The sequence below is a fragment of the Telluria sp. RB2R28 genome (assembly GCF_059685835.1).
In genome coordinates this window covers 1,019,833-1,035,972 of sequence record NZ_JCASIK010000002.1, presented here as the reverse complement: position 1 = coordinate 1,035,972, position 16,140 = coordinate 1,019,833, and the positions used below count along the sequence as shown (strand labels likewise).

Sequence of the window (16,140 nt, the reverse complement as noted above, 5' to 3'; positions counted from 1 at the left end):
AATAATGGGTGACATTGCGCAAGAAACTCTGCAGCAACACGATTGGGGAAGAAATGACGCGAAATGCGATAGAATTGACGAGTTAACAAAGTGGTTCTATGAGTATTTATAACCTGCCATTAGCCGGCCTCGAAATCGGCTTTGCCACATCGCTGATCGTATCGCTCCTGCTCGTGCTCACGACACGCTGGCATGGCCGCTACTCGCTTGATGCAACGCGTGGCGTGCAGAAATTCCATATCACCCCAACCCCGCGTATCGGCGGCACCGCCATCATGACAGGCCTCTGGCTGGCGCTGGGCGTCCTGCCGCAGGCACAGCGCGATTTGCTGCTCCCGGTTCTCATTGCCTCGCTGCCAGCCTTTGTCTTTGGCCTGGCCGAAGACCTGACCCGCACCGTTTCCGTACGCACCCGCCTGCTGGCCACGATCGGCAGTGGCGTGGTGTGCTGGTTCCTCACGGGCGTCACGCTGCAGCACACGGGCTTGCCACTGCTCGACGGCATGCTCGGCTGGCTCCCGTTCTCGGTGTTGTTCACCGCGTTTGCCGTTGGTGGCGTGGCCAATGCCGTCAATATCATCGATGGTTTCAATGGTCTGGCCAGCGGCACGGTCGTCATCGGCCTGGGCACGCTGGGCCTGATCGCCATGGGCGCTGGCGACATTCACCTGGCGCAGCTGTGCTTCGTGATCTGCGCCGTGACGGCCGGCTTTTTCGTCGTCAATTTCCCGTTGGGCAAGCTGTTCCTTGGGGATGGCGGCGCCTACCTGCTTGGCTTCCTGCTGGCCTGGCTGTCCGTGATGCTGGTCTACCGCAATCCGTCGGTATCGGCCTGGGCGCCGCTGCTGGCCTGCGCCTACCCGGTTTTTGAGACGGTGTTTACGATCATGCGCCGCCTTTGGTGCCGTCGTCATCCAGGGCATCCGGACAGCTGGCACCTGCACAGCCTGGTCAAGACGGCGATCACGGCACGCTACCTGCGCATGCTGCCCCCGCCTCTGCGCAACGCCTTCGTCTCGCCGGTCTCGTGGGGCATTGCCCTGGTGCCGGCGGCGCTGGCCGTCAATTATGCGGGCGACCCGGCGGTGCTGGTGCAAGGCGCTGTGGCCAGTTTCGCGCTGTATCTGGGCGTGTATGCACTGGTCGTGTCGGCCTGGCGTGCCCGTCGTCGCCACGCGCCGGGCTTGATGCCGGTCGCAACTGCGCCGCTGGCGGTCAAGCCCCTTGTCACGACCAGCAGCAATGGCCAGGGCGCCACGTCCGGCCTGGTTGCTGCCCGCATCGCTGCCAATCCATCCGCCAACCAGCCTGGCAGCCTGGCGGATCACAGCCACAAGCAAGCAGCGCCGGTCCTCGCGCGCCGCCGCATGTAATCTCCGACGCAGTCCGCAGTCCGCAGTCCGTAGTCCGTAGTCCGCACGACGCCGCCCCTGAACTGGGGCAGGTTTCCCCGTTTGTTCTCGATCTGTCCCTACAGCAATTTCAGCGATAATCTCGCTCGCGCGTACCAAGGCGCGGCTGAGACATTCAAGAGCAATCGAGCGAGGGCACCATGTCGGATGATAGCGACGCAGAAAAGACTGAAGACGCATCGCCCAGAAAGATCGAGAAAGCGCGTGAAGAAGGCGACGTTCCCCGATCGCGCGAGCTGGCGACGTTCACTGTACTGATGACGGCCGGCGCCTGCCTGTGGGCATTTGGCGGCATGCTCGTCGGCAGGCTGGCGACCTCGCTGAAGTCCGGCCTCACGCTCGACCGCGAGCAAATCTTCAATCCCAATATCCTGCTCGAACGCATTCTCAACGACATCGTCAGCGTCATGCTGGCCTGCCTGCCGATTGCCGGCGCCATCATGCTCATCGCGCTGATCTCGCCGATGTTGATCGGCGGCTGGCTGTTCTCGTCGAAGGCATTCATGCCCAACTTCGGCAAGCTCAACCCGATCAAGGGTATCGGCAATATGTTCTCCAAGAACGCGCTGGTGGAGCTGCTCAAAGCCATCATCAAGACGATCGTCATCGGCGTGGTGGCCTGGATCGTCGTCAGCGGCCAGAAGGAAGCAATGCTGGGCCTGGCGGTCGAGCCACTGAATGAAAGCAGCGCCCACGTCGGCGACATGATTGGCCGGTCGTTCCTGTTCATCACCGGCGCGCTGGGGGTGATCGCCCTTATCGATGGTCCGTATCAGTTGTGGCATTGGAAAGACAAACTGAAAATGACGCGCCAGGAAATGATCCAGGAATCGAAGGAATCGGACGGCAATCCTCAGATTAAGGGGAAGATTCGGCAGATGCAGCGCGAAATGGCCCGGGGCCGGATGATGCAAAATGTCCCTACTGCTGATGTGATCGTTACCAATCCGACGCACTATGCAGTCGCACTGAAGTATGCGGATGGCAAGGGAGCACCGCGGGTAGTGGCCAAGGGCGTCGATGACGTCGCGGCCAAGATCCGCGAAATGGGCGCCGAGAACAAGGTACCCATGCTCGAAGCCCCGGCCCTGGCCCGCGCCCTGTTCAAGCACACCGAGATCGATGAAGAGATTCCGGAAAAGCTGTACTCGGCGGTGGCGGAAGTGCTGGCCTACGTCTACCAGCTGCGGGCTTACAAGAAAGGCGAGGGTGATTACCCGGATCGCCCGACCAGGTTGAAAGTACCAGCCGAGATGGACCCGCTGAACCCGGCCTCGCAACAGCGACCGGCACCCGATAATGGAGCAACTGAATGACCAACAGCATGAAACTGCCAGCCTGGATGAGCGGCCTTGGAGCACAAGGCGGCAAGGCGGCAGCCCCGATCCTGATCATCATGCTATTGGCCATGATGATCTTGCCGTTGCCGGCGTTCGTGCTGGACGTGTTTTTCAGTTTCAATATCGCGCTGTCGATCATCGTGCTGCTGACCGCGCTGTACACGGTCAAGCCGCTCGACTTTCTGGCCTTCCCGTCGATTCTTCTCGTGTCGACCATGCTGCGCCTGGCGCTGAACGTCGCGTCGACCCGTATCGTCCTGACCGAAGGCCATACGGGCAGCGCCGCTGCCGGCAAGGTCGTCGAGGCCTTCGGCCACTTCCTGATCGGCGGTAACTACACCGTCGGTATCGTCGTCTTCATCATCCTGACCATCATCAACTTCTCGGTCGTGACCAAGGGCGCGGGCCGTATCGCCGAAGTCGGCGCACGCTTTGCGCTGGACGCGATGCCGGGCAAGCAAATGGCCATTGACGCCGACCTGAACGCCGGCCTGATCGGTGAAGACGAAGCGCGCAAGCGCCGCCAGGAAGTCTCGCAGGAAGCCGAATTCTACGGCGCGATGGACGGCGCCTCGAAGTACGTGAAGGGCGATGCCGTCGCCGGTATCATGATTACCGTGATCAATATGATCGCCGGCCTGATCGTCGGCGTCGTAATGCACGACCTGGCCATCGGTGAAGCCACCAAGATCTACACGCTGCTGGCCATCGGTGATGGCCTGGTGGCCCAGATTCCTTCGCTGATCATTTCGATCGCCGCCGGTATGGTGGTTTCGCGCGTGGCCAACGATGAAGACGTCAGCTCGCAGCTGACCAGCCAGCTGTTCGCCCGTCCGGAAGCGCTGTACATCACGGCCGCGATCATCGGCGGTCTGGGCATGATCCCGGGCATGCCGAACTTCGTGTTCCTGCTGCTGGCCGGCTCGCTGGCTGCCGGTGGTTATTTCATCTCGAAGCGCAAGAAAGAAGCGCCGGCGCAGGCGGAGGCCGCCGCCGTGGCCGACGCCGCTGCCGCTGCCCGTACGGCGCCGGCCGAAAGCGAAGAAGCAACCTGGCAGGACGTGATGCCAGTCGACACGCTGGGCCTGGAAGTGGGCTACCGCCTGATTCCGCTGGTCGACAAGAACCAGGGCGGCGAGCTGCTCAAGCGCATCAAGGGTATCCGCAAGAAGTTCGCACAAGAAGTGGGTTTTCTGGCGCCGCCAGTGCATATCCGCGACAACCTGGAACTCAAGCCATCGGCTTACCGTATCACGCTCAAGGGCGTCGAAGTGGGCAGCGGCGAAGCACTCAATGGCCAGTTTTTGGCGATCAACCCGGGCATGGCCAGCGGCACGCTGCCAGGCGTGGTCACGACCGACCCGGCCTTCGGCCTGCCGGCGACCTGGATCGAAGCGAGCCTGCGCGACGAAGCGCAGAGCATGGGCTACACGGTGGTCGATGCGGGCACCGTCGTTGCCACGCACCTGAATCACCTGATCACGCTGCACGCGTCGGAACTGCTGGGCCGCATGGAAGTGCAGGCGCTGCTGGACCACCTGGGCAAGGAAACCCCGAAGCTGGTCGAAGACCTGGTGCCGAAAGTCGTCTCGCTGTCGACGCTGCAGAAAGTGCTGCAGAACCTGCTGGTCGAAGGCGTGCACATCCGCGACATGCGCTCGATCATCGAAGCGCTGTCGGAGCATGCCGGCATGACGCAGGACCCGGCCGAACTGACCGCCGTGGTGCGCGTGTCGCTTGGTCGTGCGATCGTCCAGCAATTGTTCCCGGGCGAGAACGAGCTGTCGGTGATGACGCTGGACAACCGCCTCGAGCGCCTGTTGATGCAGGCGATGGGCGCCGGCGGCGACGGCACCGGCATCGAGCCGGGCCTGGCCGACACGATTGCCCAGCAGGCTGCGCACGCCGCTAACCAGCAAGAGCAGATGGGCCTGTCGCCCGTGCTGCTGGTGCCGGCGCCACTGCGCGTGCTGCTGTCGCGCTTTTTGCGCCGCGCCGTGCCTGCGCTCAAGGTGCTGTCGCATGCTGAAGTGCCCGAGACCAAGACGATCCGTGTGACGAGTCTGGTGGGCGTGCCGATGTAACAGGGACGGGGCAGCGCACGCGCTGCCCCGTGCTCATCATGCCGGAGCAGGGCGATGGACTTGACGCCAGACCAGCCAGCCAAGCGTCGTGACCGTCAGAATCGCGCCGAAGGCCAGCCCCAGGGCGACGAGTATTTCAAGATCCGCCAGCTCTTCGCCATCCCTTGAGCCGTACAGGTTGATCAGCCAGATTGCCCACGCTTCCGGGAACGGTGGGAAAAGGTCGTGATGGATAATCAGAAAACGAGCGAGCACAACAGTGCCAGCAAGGATCCAGATGATCAGAGACAGTCGTATCAGTGCTCTCTTCATTGGACAGTTACTCGGCCATCAGCGCGTAATGAGGTGCCTGGAATGAGAACCTGTGCCGATGCAATCGCCAGGGGGGCGCTTGTGCGCTGCCCTGGCTAGCGATGCGTCAGAGGAAATCGGCGTTTTTTGCGCCAGACAAGGATGCCGGTCGATGTGACGATCAGTACGATCACCAGTGCACCGGCCAGAGCGACAAGCAACTCGACATCGGCCATTTCCTCACCGTTGGTTGCGCCGTACAGATCGCTGACCCAGATAAAGAAGGGAATTGGTACCTGCGGGAAAAGGTAGTGGTATGTCAGCCAGAAGCGGGCAAGTGCGGCGGTAGCGACCAGTACCCACATCGTCAGCAGGCTTCGCAGGATAATTTTCTTCACGTGACAGTCACCCGGCCGTAAGCTGTCAACGTGCTATTGGGGATGGTCATCCTGGTCGTCGCCTTGATGTGAGCGCGCAAAATGTTGAAATCGACTTCCCGCTCGATGGTGATGCAGCCTCTGCTGATACCGGCAGGTCCTTTCGGATGCAGACGGAAGTTGCCCCGCTTGACCCTGTCGCAAAAAAATTCGTCATCGACGTTGTCATCCGCGGCATAGAGCGCAAACCAGTCAGATCGGCCGGTGAATACGTCGCGGAGCGCTCCCAGCGTACCGCCAGACTGGCGATCAAGCAGGTAGTAGACACCGGGAGGAATCGGACCGGTGTTAGCGCTGCAAATGAACTCCCGGCGGTTTACCTGGTTGTCCAATCCTGAAAAGGCTGGAAGTTTCAGCGAGTTCATTTCAAACGTGCTCATCGGTTTGCCGTTGAGTTTGAACGTGCATTCGACCATATGACACCCCTTGAAGTCTGGTTGAGAAGCCTCTGATCATAGGTAGCTGATGCAGGCGGTCGCTGACGTGCCACAACCATCGGGCTGCCAGATGCCAGGTGTCCTAGTCCACCACGATCTGCTTCTCGATGGGGCCCAGGTCAGTAATCGTGACAAGAATATGCAGCGGACTGGCCCAGTCGACATGCAGATGAAACTCGACACCGCCGGGGCCACCTTCGGGATCGTGCGGCCCGATGTTGGTGACATACACATTGGCGTTGCCCAGATGAGGGCGGCCGGGCGGTGAATCGTACGGGTCGAGGACCGGTTTCCACTCTGCGGCCGTAATCAGCACGGCCGAGCTTTCTGTGAGACCGGGCCAGTTGAAATTGCGGCGTACACGGCCCTTTACGTTACGGTAGATCAGCCGGATCGAGCGTGCCATGGGGTTCTCCTGATGGGCGTTTGTGGCACGCCAGCCGTGCCAGTCACGATTCGACCTGGCCGGCATCCGCAAGATCGGCGCCCCAACGCCACTTTCATGCGCCAGCGCAAACCACGTCGGCGCCCGCATCGACCCTGCCAGATTCCAATAAACTGGTATCACTTTTTCTGGTTATGGGGAAATAGGCCCTTTTCCCCGTCCTTCTCGCTTGATCGTTTCCACACGGCATCGACAATAATGATTCCTATCGATGGGCATGTGCCCGTCATGCAGAACATAGATTGAAGTGCGGAGAACCACGATGAAAGTGAAGAAATTTACAGCGGCAACTTCCCGGGATGCCTTGCGCAAGGTGCGCGAAGCCCTGGGCCCGGATGCCGTCATCCTGTCCAACCGTCCCGTCGATGGCGCCGTCGAAATCCTGGCACTCGATAACGACGATGTCGCGTCGCTGTCCGCGCCTGTCGCCGATTCCGAGATGGCCCAGCCAAAGCCGCAGCTGCAGCACTTCGAGGAACTCGCACCCGCTGCACCGCGCGCTACGCCGGCACGCCGCTACCAGGATGCCGGCCCGGTCATGAACGCGCCGGTCGCACCGGCCTATGTCGCGCCCGTCGCGCCGCTGGCGCCGGCCGAGCCGGCCGCAACCTACGCCGAACGCCGCGCACCGGCGCCTGAACCGACCATCGACATGGCCGCCATGACCGCCATGATGAGCGCCGCCATCACCCAGGCCAAGGAATCGGCGACCTCTGAAGTCAGCAGCATGATGAGCGAAATCCGCGCCATGCGCGGCCTGATGGAAACCCAGCTGGCCGAACTGTCGTGGGGCTCGACCGCCCAGCGCGAGCCACACAAGGCGACCGTCCTGCGTGAAATGCTCGCTGCCGGTTTCTCGGCCACGCTGGCACGCTACATCATTGAAAAAATGCCGGCCATGAACGATGCAGCGCAAGCGATGCGTTGGGTGAAGACCGTGTTGGCACGCAACCTGGCGACCATCGGCAACGAAGACGCGATGCTGTCCGAAGGCGGCGTATTCGCGCTGGTCGGCCCGACCGGTGTGGGCAAGACCACCACCACGGCCAAGCTGGCCGCACGCTGCGTGATGCGCCACGGCCCGGACAAGCTGGCCCTGATCACCACCGACGCCTACCGTATCGGCGGTCACGAGCAGCTGCGCATCTACGGCAAGATCCTCGGCGTCATGGTGCACTCGGTGAAGGACGAGGCCGACCTGCGCATCGCGCTGAAAGAACTGCGCAACAAGCACACGGTGCTGATCGACACCATCGGCATGTCGCAGCGCGACCACATGGTGGCCGAGCAGGTCGCGATGCTGTCGGGCTCGGGCGCCGAAGTCAAGCGCCTGCTGTGCCTGAACTCGACGTCGACCAACGAGACGCTCAACGAAGTCGTCCGCGCCTACCAGGGCAGCGGCCTGCATGGCGCGATCATGACCAAGATGGACGAGGCTGCCTCGACCGGTGGCGTGCTCGACATCGTGATCCGCCAGAAGCTCAAACTGCATTACGTCTCGAACGGCCAGCGCGTGCCGGAAGACCTGCACGTGGCCGACAGCGCGATGCTGATCGACCGCGCGTTCCGCAACCGCGGCGTGGCGCCGCTTGATGCCGACCTGCCGATGCTGATGGCAGCTACCGCGCAGGCCAACCGCCGCGAGGTGTCGCATGGCTAGTTTTGACTTCGACCAGGCCGAAGGCCTGCGCCGCATGCTGCAAGGCCCGCGTCCGCGCGTGGTCACGTTTCTGTCGGCCACGCCGGAAGACGACAAGGGTGCAATGCTGGTGAACCTGGGCGCCTCGCTGGCCCAGGCCGGCAACGAAGTGCTGATCGTCGATGCCTGCAACGTCGAGTACGGCGTCGCCCGCCGCCTGGGCCTGAACCGCGGCGCGTCGCTGCTGCAGGTCGCACGCCAGGAAAGCGCGCTGAACCAGGTGATCCATCCGGCCCCGCAAGGCTTCTCGGTGGTGCCGATGGGCGCGCCAGAATCGACCGACGACGTGCGGCGCCTGGGCAAGACGTTCGACGTGCTGGCCACGCAAGCGGGCATCGTGATCGTCGACGGCGAACTGGGCCCGGACGGCGAATTCCCGGTGCCGTTGATGTCCAGTTCCGAGATCGTGATCCAGGTATCGACCAGCGCGGCCTCGATCACCAATGCCTACTCGCTCATCAAGCGCCTGACGCAGGAACTGGGCCGCCGGCCATTCGGCATCCTGGTAACCGGCGCGACTGAGGGGGAGGCCAAGGTGGTATACGATAATATGTCACTGGCAGCAACACGTTACCTGGCCGTCAAGCTCAGTTTCATGGGCGCCGTGCCGGCCGACGAATACCTGCACCGCGCCGCACGCCTGGGCCGGGCCGTGGTCGATGCCTTCCCGCTGGCCGGCGCATCGGTCGCGTTTCGCCAGCTGGCTGGCAAGTTTGCACTGCCTGCAATGCCGCAGTTCGGCCGCCAGGGCAGCGCGTCCATCGGTTCCTGACGCAGTCGCCATCGAATACGCACATAGAAAAAGATACATATCAGCATGTACACGGCCAAAGGGAAAGCGGACAAGAATTCTTTGCTGACGGAGCACATGCCGTTGGTAAAGCGTCTTGCCCACCACATGAAGGCGAAGCTGCCGCCTTCGGTGGAGGTCGATGACCTGATCCAGGCCGGCATGATTGGTTTGCTCGACGCAATCAACCGCTACGAAGACGACCACGGCGCGCAATTCGAGACCTACGCCGTGCTGCGCATCCGCGGCGCCATGCTCGACGAGCTGCGCTCGAGCGACTGGATGCCGCGCAGCACGCGCCAGAACATGCGCAAGGTCGAGGGCGCGATGCAATCGCTGCAGCAGCGCCTGGGCCGCCCGCCAAGCGAATCCGAAGTCGCCGCCTCGCTCAAGATCTCGCTCGACGAGTACCAGGACATGCTGGCCGATTCCGGCGGCCACCAGCTGCTGTACTACGAAGACTTCCATGCCGACGAAGGCAGCGACAATTTCCTCGACCGCTATGCAGTCGACGATGCCGATCCGCTGCGCAGCCTGATGGAAACCGATTTCCGCCAGGCCGTGATCGACGCGATCGACAAGCTGCCGCCGCGCGAAAAACTCCTGATGGGCTTGTACTACGAAGAAGAACTGAACCTGAAGGAAATCGGCGCCGTGATGGGCGTGAGTGAATCGCGGGTGTCGCAGCTGCACACCCAGGCCGTCGCACGTTTGCGCACCACCTTACGGGAGCAATTATGGACTGGGCCAGCGTAATCGGCCTGGTGCTGGCAATCGCCGGCATCTTTCTCGGTTACACCCTCGACGGCGGCAAATTCTCGTCGTTGATCCAGCCTGCCGCATTTGCCATCGTGGTGGTCGGCACCTTCGGCGCCGTGCTGCTGCAAAGCGAGACGCGCACCTTCTTGCGCGGCATCGCGATGCTGCGCTGGGTGTTCGTGCCACCGAAAAACGGCCGCCAGAAACTGTCGCGCGAAATCGCACTATGGAGCCTGACGGCGCGCCGCGATGGCTTGCTGTCGCTCGAACAATTCATGAGCAAGGCCGACCCGTTCATCGCCAAGGGCTTGCGCCTGGTGGTTGACGGCATCGCGCCCGAGAAAGTGCGCAGCCTGCTCGAACACGAAATCAACGGCTACGAATTCGCCCAGCGCCAGGCCGCGCGCATCTGGGAATCGGCCGCCGGCTATTCGCCGACGATCGGCATCCTGGGCGCCGTGCTGGGCCTGATCCACGTGATGGAAAACCTGTCCGACCCGGCCCGCCTGGGCTCGGGCATCGCGGTGGCGTTTGTGTCGACCGTGTATGGCGTGGGCATGGCCAACCTGTTCTTCTACCCGGTGGGCAACAAGCTCAAGGCCATCGTCAGCGACAAGGTCTCGCAGTACGAGATCCTGGCCGAGGTGTTCTCTGACCTGGCCAGCGGCGACCATGGCCGCGTCATCGACGAACGCGTCGCCAGCCTGCTCACGCACCACTAGGCCAGCGCCATGGCACGCAAGCGCTACGATGACGATGTCCCCACCGAAAACCACGAGCGCTGGCTGATTTCGTACGCCGACCTGATCACGCTGCTGTTCGCGTTTTTCGTCGTCATGTACGCCATCTCCATCGTCAACGAGGGCAAGTACCAGGTGCTGTCCGAAGCGCTCGGCGACGCGTTCGGCGGCCGTGGCGCATCCACGCAGGTCAACACCAATGTCGAACCGGTGCTGCCGCTGTCGCACATCATCAACCGCCGCCGCAACGAAGCAGCGCGGCGCGAGCAGGAAAAGATGGGCGTGATGGCGCGCGAACTGTCGGCGACCTTGCTGCCGCTGGTGAAGTCGGGGCAAGTGCGGGTGATCCAGAATGCGCGCGGCATCAGCGTCGAGATCAACGCCAGCGTGCTGTTCCCGCAGGGCGAAGCAGTGCTGGACGGCGAAGGCCAGGAAATCCTGGCGCAGGTGGCTGGCCTGCTCAAGAACGACACGCATCGCATCGAGGTTGAAGGCCACACCGACGACCTGCCGATCGCCAATCCGCTGTATCCATCGAACTGGGAACTGTCGACCGCGCGCGCGAGCAGCGTGGTGCGGCTGTTCGCCGCCAACGGCGTGCCCGAGGTGCGCCTGTCGGCGATCGGCTTTGCCGCGACGCGCCCGGTGGCGCCCAACACCGACGAAGGAGGCAAAGCGCGCAACCGGCGCGTGGCGGTGATGATCCTGGCGGCCCTGCCCGAGACCGGCGGTAACATACTTCCGTGAATGTATTGATGGAATCATGGCATAATCGACAGGCAGCGTCGCGCGGGTGACGCCTGCCGTGATCCTCGAGGAGTCGCAATGCATGTCAAACGAAGCTCGCCGGCGGCCAAGCTGGCAATGGTGCTGTCGCTGGTCGGCCTGGTTGGCGTGGTCAAGGCCGTGGAGGCCAAGGTGAACGTCCAGCATCGGCTTGAAGTGGAAACCGGGGCCGGCAAGGTCAAGGTGCGGGTACTGATCGAGAACCGGGGCGATGTACCGGTATGGATCCCGCGCGAAATCGCGCTGGGCGACGATCTGAGCGCCCCCCGCTTTGCGCTGCGTTCACTGACGGACACGGTCGCCTACACGGGCCGCATGGTCAAGCGCGGCCCGCTGAACGCTGCCGATTATCTCGAGGTCAAGCCGCAGACGACCTATCTGAACACGCTCGACATCACGCAGGCATATGCGTTCAAGCCGGGCCAGCACAGTTACGAGATCCGCTACGCCGGCCCGTGGGTGACCGATTTGCGCAAGCTCGACGCGGGCGGCATCAGGAGCAGCCCGGCGCTACCGGTCAAGTTCTCGCACACGGTCAGGATGGCCGCGCGCTGATTCAAGGCGCTTTGCAGTTGGTGGCGCTGGCGATCAGCGTCGCGCCACAACTCGTCTTGTCGCCATCGAAGGCAATCAATTTGCCGTCAATTTTGTGCTGCGCCGAGCCGCTGACGATCTTGCAGCCGTTGTGACCTTTGATGGGGCAACTGCAGGTGTCGCCCACGCACGCCACGGGAATACCGCCCACCTTCACATGCCGCGCGCTGACGCTGAGAACCTTGCCGCCATGCGAGGTGGCGTCGCCGAGCCTGATGATGTTGCGCATGATTGAGCCTTTCTTCTGATGGTGATTCAGTCGGCTGCGGTGTCGTGTTCGGGGATGGCGTCTGTGTCTGCGCCCAGTACCGACGCCACGGTCGGTGGCTTGTAGTTGTCCGGGTCGATCGACGGCTGGACAATGTGCTTGAAGATGTTCGCGCCTTGCGCCTCGCGCCGTTCCTTGCTCGGCGGGCTGATGAACACGATGCTGGCGCCTGTCGGATCGCGCAGATTGATCGCGGCCGAGGCGCCGCCGTCGATGTAGCTGCCCATCACCCCCACGGCCATCTGGACGAAGAAGGTCGCGGCCCCGGTATTACCCATGCGCTGGTCGGTATCGATGAACTGCGACGTCTTGCCGGTGTCGATGTCCGGGCCGCCCTGCGCGGCATACGCGTGCAGCGTGCCTGCCAGTGCGATCTTCTGTTCGGTGTCGTGGTTGAACGCGGCAATGATGCGCGCCGGGCCTGCGGCGCGCTGCGCTTCGGGCAGCGTTTGCAGCGCCTGCTGCCAGCCGGCTTCCAGCAGCTTTTGGCGCGCGTCGCGGCGCTTGACCGGCTTGCCTTCGTCATCCTCGAACTTGACGAACACGGGACGGTGGATGAAGCCCATCGAGGGCAGGGCGTCGAAGGCGGCAAGCTGGTTGCGGTTCCAGGGGACCGGGAACCAGGGGGTGGGCTTCCAGTCTTTCGGGGGCGGATTGGCCCAGCGTTTGTAGTCGTCGAGCAGCGTGCTTTCGGGGCGGTCGAAGACGGGGTGTTTGGCGAATTTGGCGGCGGCGGGGAGCCATTCGGCGACGGTGGGTTGTCTGGTGCCATGGGACCATTCGGTTCTCAGTTCCGAGCGCATGGGTACCGTTTGTTCAAGTCGAATGTACATGCGGCGCAGGGTTTCTTGCAGATAGTCGTTGTCCGGATCATTCCATGCATAAGGCCGCAACGGCTCGACCCGATCTCGCCGGGCCAGGACGAAGACAGCGCTGGCATCAGAGTATTTGGGAATGTAGTAGCCATCACGGACAAGGGGAGCGCTGCCGGGTAGCTGCATATAACCGCGGTCTGCTGCATCGTCGGCACTTAACAGGACGAGGTAAGGAAGATCAGGATGTGCATCGAAAAAGGCAAAGGCCTGCTCCAGTAACTGGTCTGGCCTTTCTGAGAGCTGCCATGGGCCAGTGACGAACAGGTGCCAGGCCATGCCGGTACCTTCGGCGCTGGATGCAAGGCCCGCTATCGGCATGACTGCGCTCGGCTGCTCTGCAGGGTTGTTGATCGGCCCGCCGGCATACATGGATGGCACACCCCAAAACATGGGAGATGGGTCCGCGCCATTTTCCAGCGCGTCGCAAGCACGGCTGCCTGTCTGTCCTATTTTGTCGATTCTGGACCATGGATATTTTTTGGGATCGGGTTCACGAATGCTGTTGTAGGGCCCGCCTCCCTGCAACGCTTGCCAAAGCTTGCCTTGGCGGTACTGTTCGACCGTAACGCCCAATCCAATTACTTCGAGCACGTATTCGCGCTGGGATTGTTCCGATTTTTTAACGAGCTTTTCCTGTTCCTTGAGTTGATGATTTTTTTGTTGCCATGCCCGTTGGCGTCCATGGGCAGCATTCAGGTCAAACAACCACTTTCCGCCGAATAAAATCATGACTACCATGAGGGGGATGCCGAACCACCGCACTTTGTCCATCGTCGTCTCCACATTGAAGTTGCCAAGATCCGGGCGTAATATGCTGAGATCAAATGTGATCCCTATCAGGAATAACACCGGAAAAGTGATTGCCGCTCCCACTACGTATTTCCACTTCTTGGGTAACGCGATCGGGAAGTCATCCGACAGGCTATTTTTCACAATTTCCCTTTCGAGGCGGACATTACACGCTTGCCTGAGATTGTTTCTGAGATGACGATGTCCCAAAGCCCACCCGCAAGCAGAGGCAGTCCGTGTGGGAGCACACCGCTGCTGTAATAATCGGCATTGCCTACTATTAGCTGCTTTCTCCAATCGGGCTCACTTGCGTAGAAGGCACTGAATGAATAAAGGAATTCGCTCCAGGTTAAAATACCTTCACGGGCTTTTTCGATATTGTTCGGTTTCTTCAACCGCCAATCCGCAACCGCGCGCAAATACGCACAGAAGGCGGGATCACTAACCGCTTTGCCACTTCCGATCGATAAGTCGTACGCAGTGACTCGCCGATGATTTTTGCTGCTTCCAAAAATCGCGCTGTGAAACGATTTCGGACTGACTTCCTTCTGCCAGCGAAGCCTTGCAGCGTTCGGACTTTCCTGTACTTGCGCGGAAATGACATGGTTGTACCGTGTGGCCCACAAGATGCGCGACATATCATCCGGGTTGGTGCTGCCAGGGGCCTGAGCTTTGTTGTATGCAACCTCCAGCCGTTGACGGTCTTGTTCCGAGACGTCGTCATCCCCCCCGCGCTCGATCGATGCGACAACGGACGCCGATAGCCCTACTGTCTTGACAAGCAGGCCTTTATCGCTCGTGACGGCGATGGCAGCATCAATCGGATCGACTTCCTCACACGGCCCGCGTTTTTCACGCTTGAGGTGCGCGAGCATGGAATGCTTTGGAATTTTTTCCGGACTGATTTGGTTGCCCCAAATATCGGCTTCGTAGGGTGTCTTGAGCGCTTCTCCATTGATAGTCCGGATGCCAAAACGATACACAGGATAGGCAAGGCTGAACTGTCCTGCCTGCGGTAACGATTGACGCAGCATACGTCCGCTGGATGCCACATGGGCATGGTCATCCTCTCCCGGCAGTCGCAACACAAAGTCGTGTGGTGGTTGGCCGATCAGTACTGGCGCAGGTTTCGCCAACCCGGCGGCAGCTCGCAGCTTTCCGGTAAAAACGCGTTGACGGAACGAGGGCTCCATTTCCTTGAGCGCCATGCGTTCGACCTTCAGCATTGACGGCGGCGGCCCGAACTTCGCTTCATCGCTGAGCACGTCTATCTTGTTCGAAGGGGGCGGGGCGACTAAGTACGTAAGGGCATCGGGTACCCCTTGCCAGCCAATCCCGCGCATATTGTCGAGAGCGACAGTCATGTCTTCCGGGCTGAAGTACAAATAGACTTTGCCCCGGTTGTCGCGATCAGCATCCGGAGTCCAGCGTCCATGCACCATGCCGCAGGACTCCGTCTCGCTGATCTTTCCGAACACGGGTGAGGTTGCCTTCGACTTTGCAACACCGGCGACAATATTGACCAGCGTCTGCAGGCGCGCATGGACGTTCTGTCTGCTGGCGATCAGGTTGTAAAACCCCTCCATGGCTTTGTCACCGTCACCTGTAACAAAGGTGGCGGTTCGCATTGCAACGCCCATCCCTTCGTCCAGGCTATACGGTGGATGCGTCAAAATCAGGGTATCCGCCGTACGCTCCCCCATCTCCATCAGAATGGCCTGAGCCAGCAAGCTAATCAAACAACCCTGGCTATGGGCGACGATGTTGACGGTGTCATTCGGCTCGTACTGGCGAATCATTGCGACCAGCGCAGCGAGGCGCCGCGCCGCAAGCACCATGTACATGCGGCCCGGTCCGGTCTTGACCGGGCGCAATGGATCGCCCGCTGGATCGGCGGGCGCATACACGCCTCGATTCCACATATCGGGCAGGGTGCTCGTGGCATTGCCGAACGGGCCGCCGCCTTTGGACAAGTCCTTGTCAAGGCGATTACCGTTGCGGTCCGTCTTCTGGCCATTGACAGTTTTGGAGGCATCTTTTATTTCGCGATAACCCCAATAAAACGGAATCACCGGGCTATCTGAATAAGCCTTCTTGTCGCGTTTGAAAAACACCAAATCCGGATCATCCAGCAGCTTCTTCTTGTCCTCCTCGCCAGGCATCCGGTAAGTCCCCGGTTTGAATTTGCGCAGCAGGCGATCCTGCAGTCCCGCGCACAGCCCTTCCTCGACTGCGCTATAGCTGGTGCCCACATCGTTCACGCCATGTACCACGATGATGTTGCAGGGTTGCTCACGCGGTACGTCGACAACCTTGTCGCTGATGCGACAGGGTTGCAGCAGCGCGTTATCGCGTTTGATGACATATTCACTTTTCGGATATTTGCCGGCCATT

The 16,140-nt window shown here is 61.3% G+C and carries 16 protein-coding genes; 9 read left to right on the top strand and 7 right to left on the bottom strand.

All coding sequences use genetic code 11. From position 1 onward, the window contains the following. The first annotated feature begins 98 nt into the window (after positions 1-98). From AC56LV_RS12195 to flhA, 3 genes are all read left to right on the top strand, one after another. The gene (locus tag AC56LV_RS12195) at positions 99-1,373 is read left to right on the top strand and encodes an MraY family glycosyltransferase (RefSeq protein ID WP_499557957.1); all 1,275 of its coding nucleotides are present in this window, start codon (positions 99-101) and stop codon (positions 1,371-1,373) included. Between the two features lie 179 nt (positions 1,374-1,552). Continuing rightward, the gene (flhB, locus tag AC56LV_RS12190) at positions 1,553-2,728 is read left to right on the top strand and encodes a flagellar biosynthesis protein FlhB (protein ID WP_499557955.1); all 1,176 of its coding nucleotides are present in this window, start codon (positions 1,553-1,555) and stop codon (positions 2,726-2,728) included. Continuing rightward, a complete protein-coding gene (gene flhA, locus AC56LV_RS12185; protein WP_499557953.1) occupies positions 2,725-4,836 on the top strand; it encodes a flagellar biosynthesis protein FlhA in 2,112 nt (703 codons plus the stop codon). The genes flhB and flhA overlap by 4 nt, the downstream gene beginning before the upstream one ends. A 36-nt stretch (positions 4,837-4,872) precedes the next feature. Here flhA and AC56LV_RS12180 read toward each other — a convergent pair whose 3' ends face one another. The 4 genes from AC56LV_RS12180 to AC56LV_RS12165 all read right to left on the bottom strand — a co-directional run bounded on the left by AC56LV_RS12180 (position 4,873) and on the right by AC56LV_RS12165 (position 6,407). Further along, entirely contained in the window at positions 4,873-5,148 is a 276-nt protein-coding gene (locus AC56LV_RS12180) for a hypothetical protein (RefSeq protein ID WP_499557950.1), read from the bottom strand. A gap of 95 nt (positions 5,149-5,243) precedes the next feature. Then, positions 5,244-5,525: a hypothetical protein gene (locus tag AC56LV_RS12175; RefSeq protein ID WP_499557948.1), complete on the bottom strand. Its 282-nt coding sequence runs from the start codon at positions 5,523-5,525 to the stop codon at positions 5,244-5,246. Continuing rightward, a complete protein-coding gene (locus AC56LV_RS12170) occupies positions 5,522-5,980 on the bottom strand; it encodes a DUF2778 domain-containing protein (RefSeq protein WP_499557947.1) in 459 nt (152 codons plus the stop codon). The genes AC56LV_RS12175 and AC56LV_RS12170 overlap by 4 nt, the downstream gene beginning before the upstream one ends. A gap of 103 nt (positions 5,981-6,083) precedes the next feature. Continuing rightward, on the bottom strand, positions 6,084-6,407 hold the full coding sequence (locus tag AC56LV_RS12165; protein WP_499557945.1) for a hypothetical protein: 324 nt from the start codon (positions 6,405-6,407) through the stop codon (positions 6,084-6,086). A 301-nt stretch (positions 6,408-6,708) separates the two neighbouring features. Here AC56LV_RS12165 and flhF point away from each other — a divergent pair, with 301 nt between their 5' ends. From flhF to AC56LV_RS12135, 6 genes are all read left to right on the top strand, one after another. Next, positions 6,709-8,106, top strand: a complete 1,398-nt coding sequence (gene flhF, locus AC56LV_RS12160) for a flagellar biosynthesis GTPase FlhF (protein ID WP_499557943.1) — start codon at positions 6,709-6,711, stop codon at positions 8,104-8,106. After that, the gene (locus AC56LV_RS12155) at positions 8,099-8,917 is read left to right on the top strand and encodes a MinD/ParA family ATP-binding protein (RefSeq protein ID WP_499557941.1); all 819 of its coding nucleotides are present in this window, start codon (positions 8,099-8,101) and stop codon (positions 8,915-8,917) included. The genes flhF and AC56LV_RS12155 overlap by 8 nt, the downstream gene beginning before the upstream one ends. A 45-nt stretch (positions 8,918-8,962) precedes the next feature. After that, positions 8,963-9,691, top strand: coding sequence for an RNA polymerase sigma factor FliA (locus AC56LV_RS12150; RefSeq protein ID WP_499557939.1), 729 nt, complete (start codon positions 8,963-8,965; stop codon positions 9,689-9,691). Next, positions 9,673-10,416 (top strand): flagellar motor protein, encoded by a 744-nt coding sequence (locus AC56LV_RS12145; protein ID WP_499455272.1) that lies wholly within the window; start codon positions 9,673-9,675, stop codon positions 10,414-10,416. Before AC56LV_RS12150 ends, AC56LV_RS12145 begins: the two co-directional genes overlap by 19 nt. Before the next feature lie 9 nt (positions 10,417-10,425). Continuing rightward, positions 10,426-11,181, top strand: coding sequence for a flagellar motor protein MotD (gene motD / locus AC56LV_RS12140; protein ID WP_499557937.1), 756 nt, complete (start codon positions 10,426-10,428; stop codon positions 11,179-11,181). A 78-nt stretch (positions 11,182-11,259) separates the two neighbouring features. Continuing rightward, positions 11,260-11,775 carry a hypothetical protein gene (locus tag AC56LV_RS12135; protein WP_499557935.1) on the top strand — a complete coding sequence of 172 codons (516 nt, stop codon included), beginning with the start codon at positions 11,260-11,262 and terminating at the stop codon, positions 11,773-11,775. Between the two features lies 1 nt (position 11,776). On the opposite strand, the gene AC56LV_RS12130 is transcribed toward AC56LV_RS12135, so the two are convergent. The 3 genes from AC56LV_RS12130 to AC56LV_RS12120 are packed head-to-tail and all read right to left on the bottom strand — an operon-like array spanning position 11,777 to position 16,139. Further along, positions 11,777-12,043 carry a PAAR domain-containing protein gene (locus AC56LV_RS12130; protein WP_499557933.1) on the bottom strand — a complete coding sequence of 89 codons (267 nt, stop codon included), beginning with the start codon at positions 12,041-12,043 and terminating at the stop codon, positions 11,777-11,779. Positions 12,044-12,069: 26 nt separating this feature from the next. Further along, positions 12,070-13,890, bottom strand: coding sequence for a type VI lipase adapter Tla3 domain-containing protein (locus AC56LV_RS12125; protein WP_499557931.1), 1,821 nt, complete (start codon positions 13,888-13,890; stop codon positions 12,070-12,072). Then, the gene (locus tag AC56LV_RS12120; protein WP_499557929.1) at positions 13,887-16,139 is read right to left on the bottom strand and encodes a T6SS effector phospholipase Tle3 domain-containing protein; all 2,253 of its coding nucleotides are present in this window, start codon (positions 16,137-16,139) and stop codon (positions 13,887-13,889) included. The genes AC56LV_RS12125 and AC56LV_RS12120 overlap by 4 nt, the downstream gene beginning before the upstream one ends. Position 16,140 lies beyond the last annotated feature (1 nt).

Bases quoted from the DNA above. Each gene is read 5' to 3' on its own strand.
- AC56LV_RS12155 (WP_499557941.1), top strand. From the start codon at position 8,099: ATGGCTAGTTTTGACTTCGACCAGGCCGAAGGCCTGCGCCGCATGCTG.
- flhF (WP_499557943.1), top strand. From the start codon at position 6,709: ATGAAAGTGAAGAAATTTACAGCGGCAACTTCCCGGGATGCCTTGCGC.
- AC56LV_RS12195 (WP_499557957.1), top strand. From the start codon at position 99: ATGAGTATTTATAACCTGCCATTAGCCGGCCTCGAAATCGGCTTTGCC.
- AC56LV_RS12130 (WP_499557933.1), bottom strand. From the start codon at position 12,043: ATGCGCAACATCATCAGGCTCGGCGACGCCACCTCGCATGGCGGCAAG.
- AC56LV_RS12170 (WP_499557947.1), bottom strand. From the start codon at position 5,980: ATGGTCGAATGCACGTTCAAACTCAACGGCAAACCGATGAGCACGTTT.
- AC56LV_RS12165 (WP_499557945.1), bottom strand. From the start codon at position 6,407: ATGGCACGCTCGATCCGGCTGATCTACCGTAACGTAAAGGGCCGTGTA.
- AC56LV_RS12135 (WP_499557935.1), top strand. From the start codon at position 11,260: ATGCATGTCAAACGAAGCTCGCCGGCGGCCAAGCTGGCAATGGTGCTG.
- AC56LV_RS12145 (WP_499455272.1), top strand. From the start codon at position 9,673: ATGGACTGGGCCAGCGTAATCGGCCTGGTGCTGGCAATCGCCGGCATC.
- AC56LV_RS12150 (WP_499557939.1), top strand. From the start codon at position 8,963: ATGTACACGGCCAAAGGGAAAGCGGACAAGAATTCTTTGCTGACGGAG.
- flhB (WP_499557955.1), top strand. From the start codon at position 1,553: ATGTCGGATGATAGCGACGCAGAAAAGACTGAAGACGCATCGCCCAGA.
- AC56LV_RS12180 (WP_499557950.1), bottom strand. From the start codon at position 5,148: ATGAAGAGAGCACTGATACGACTGTCTCTGATCATCTGGATCCTTGCT.
- motD (WP_499557937.1), top strand. From the start codon at position 10,426: ATGGCACGCAAGCGCTACGATGACGATGTCCCCACCGAAAACCACGAG.
- AC56LV_RS12120 (WP_499557929.1), bottom strand. From the start codon at position 16,139: ATGGCCGGCAAATATCCGAAAAGTGAATATGTCATCAAACGCGATAAC.
- flhA (WP_499557953.1), top strand. From the start codon at position 2,725: ATGACCAACAGCATGAAACTGCCAGCCTGGATGAGCGGCCTTGGAGCA.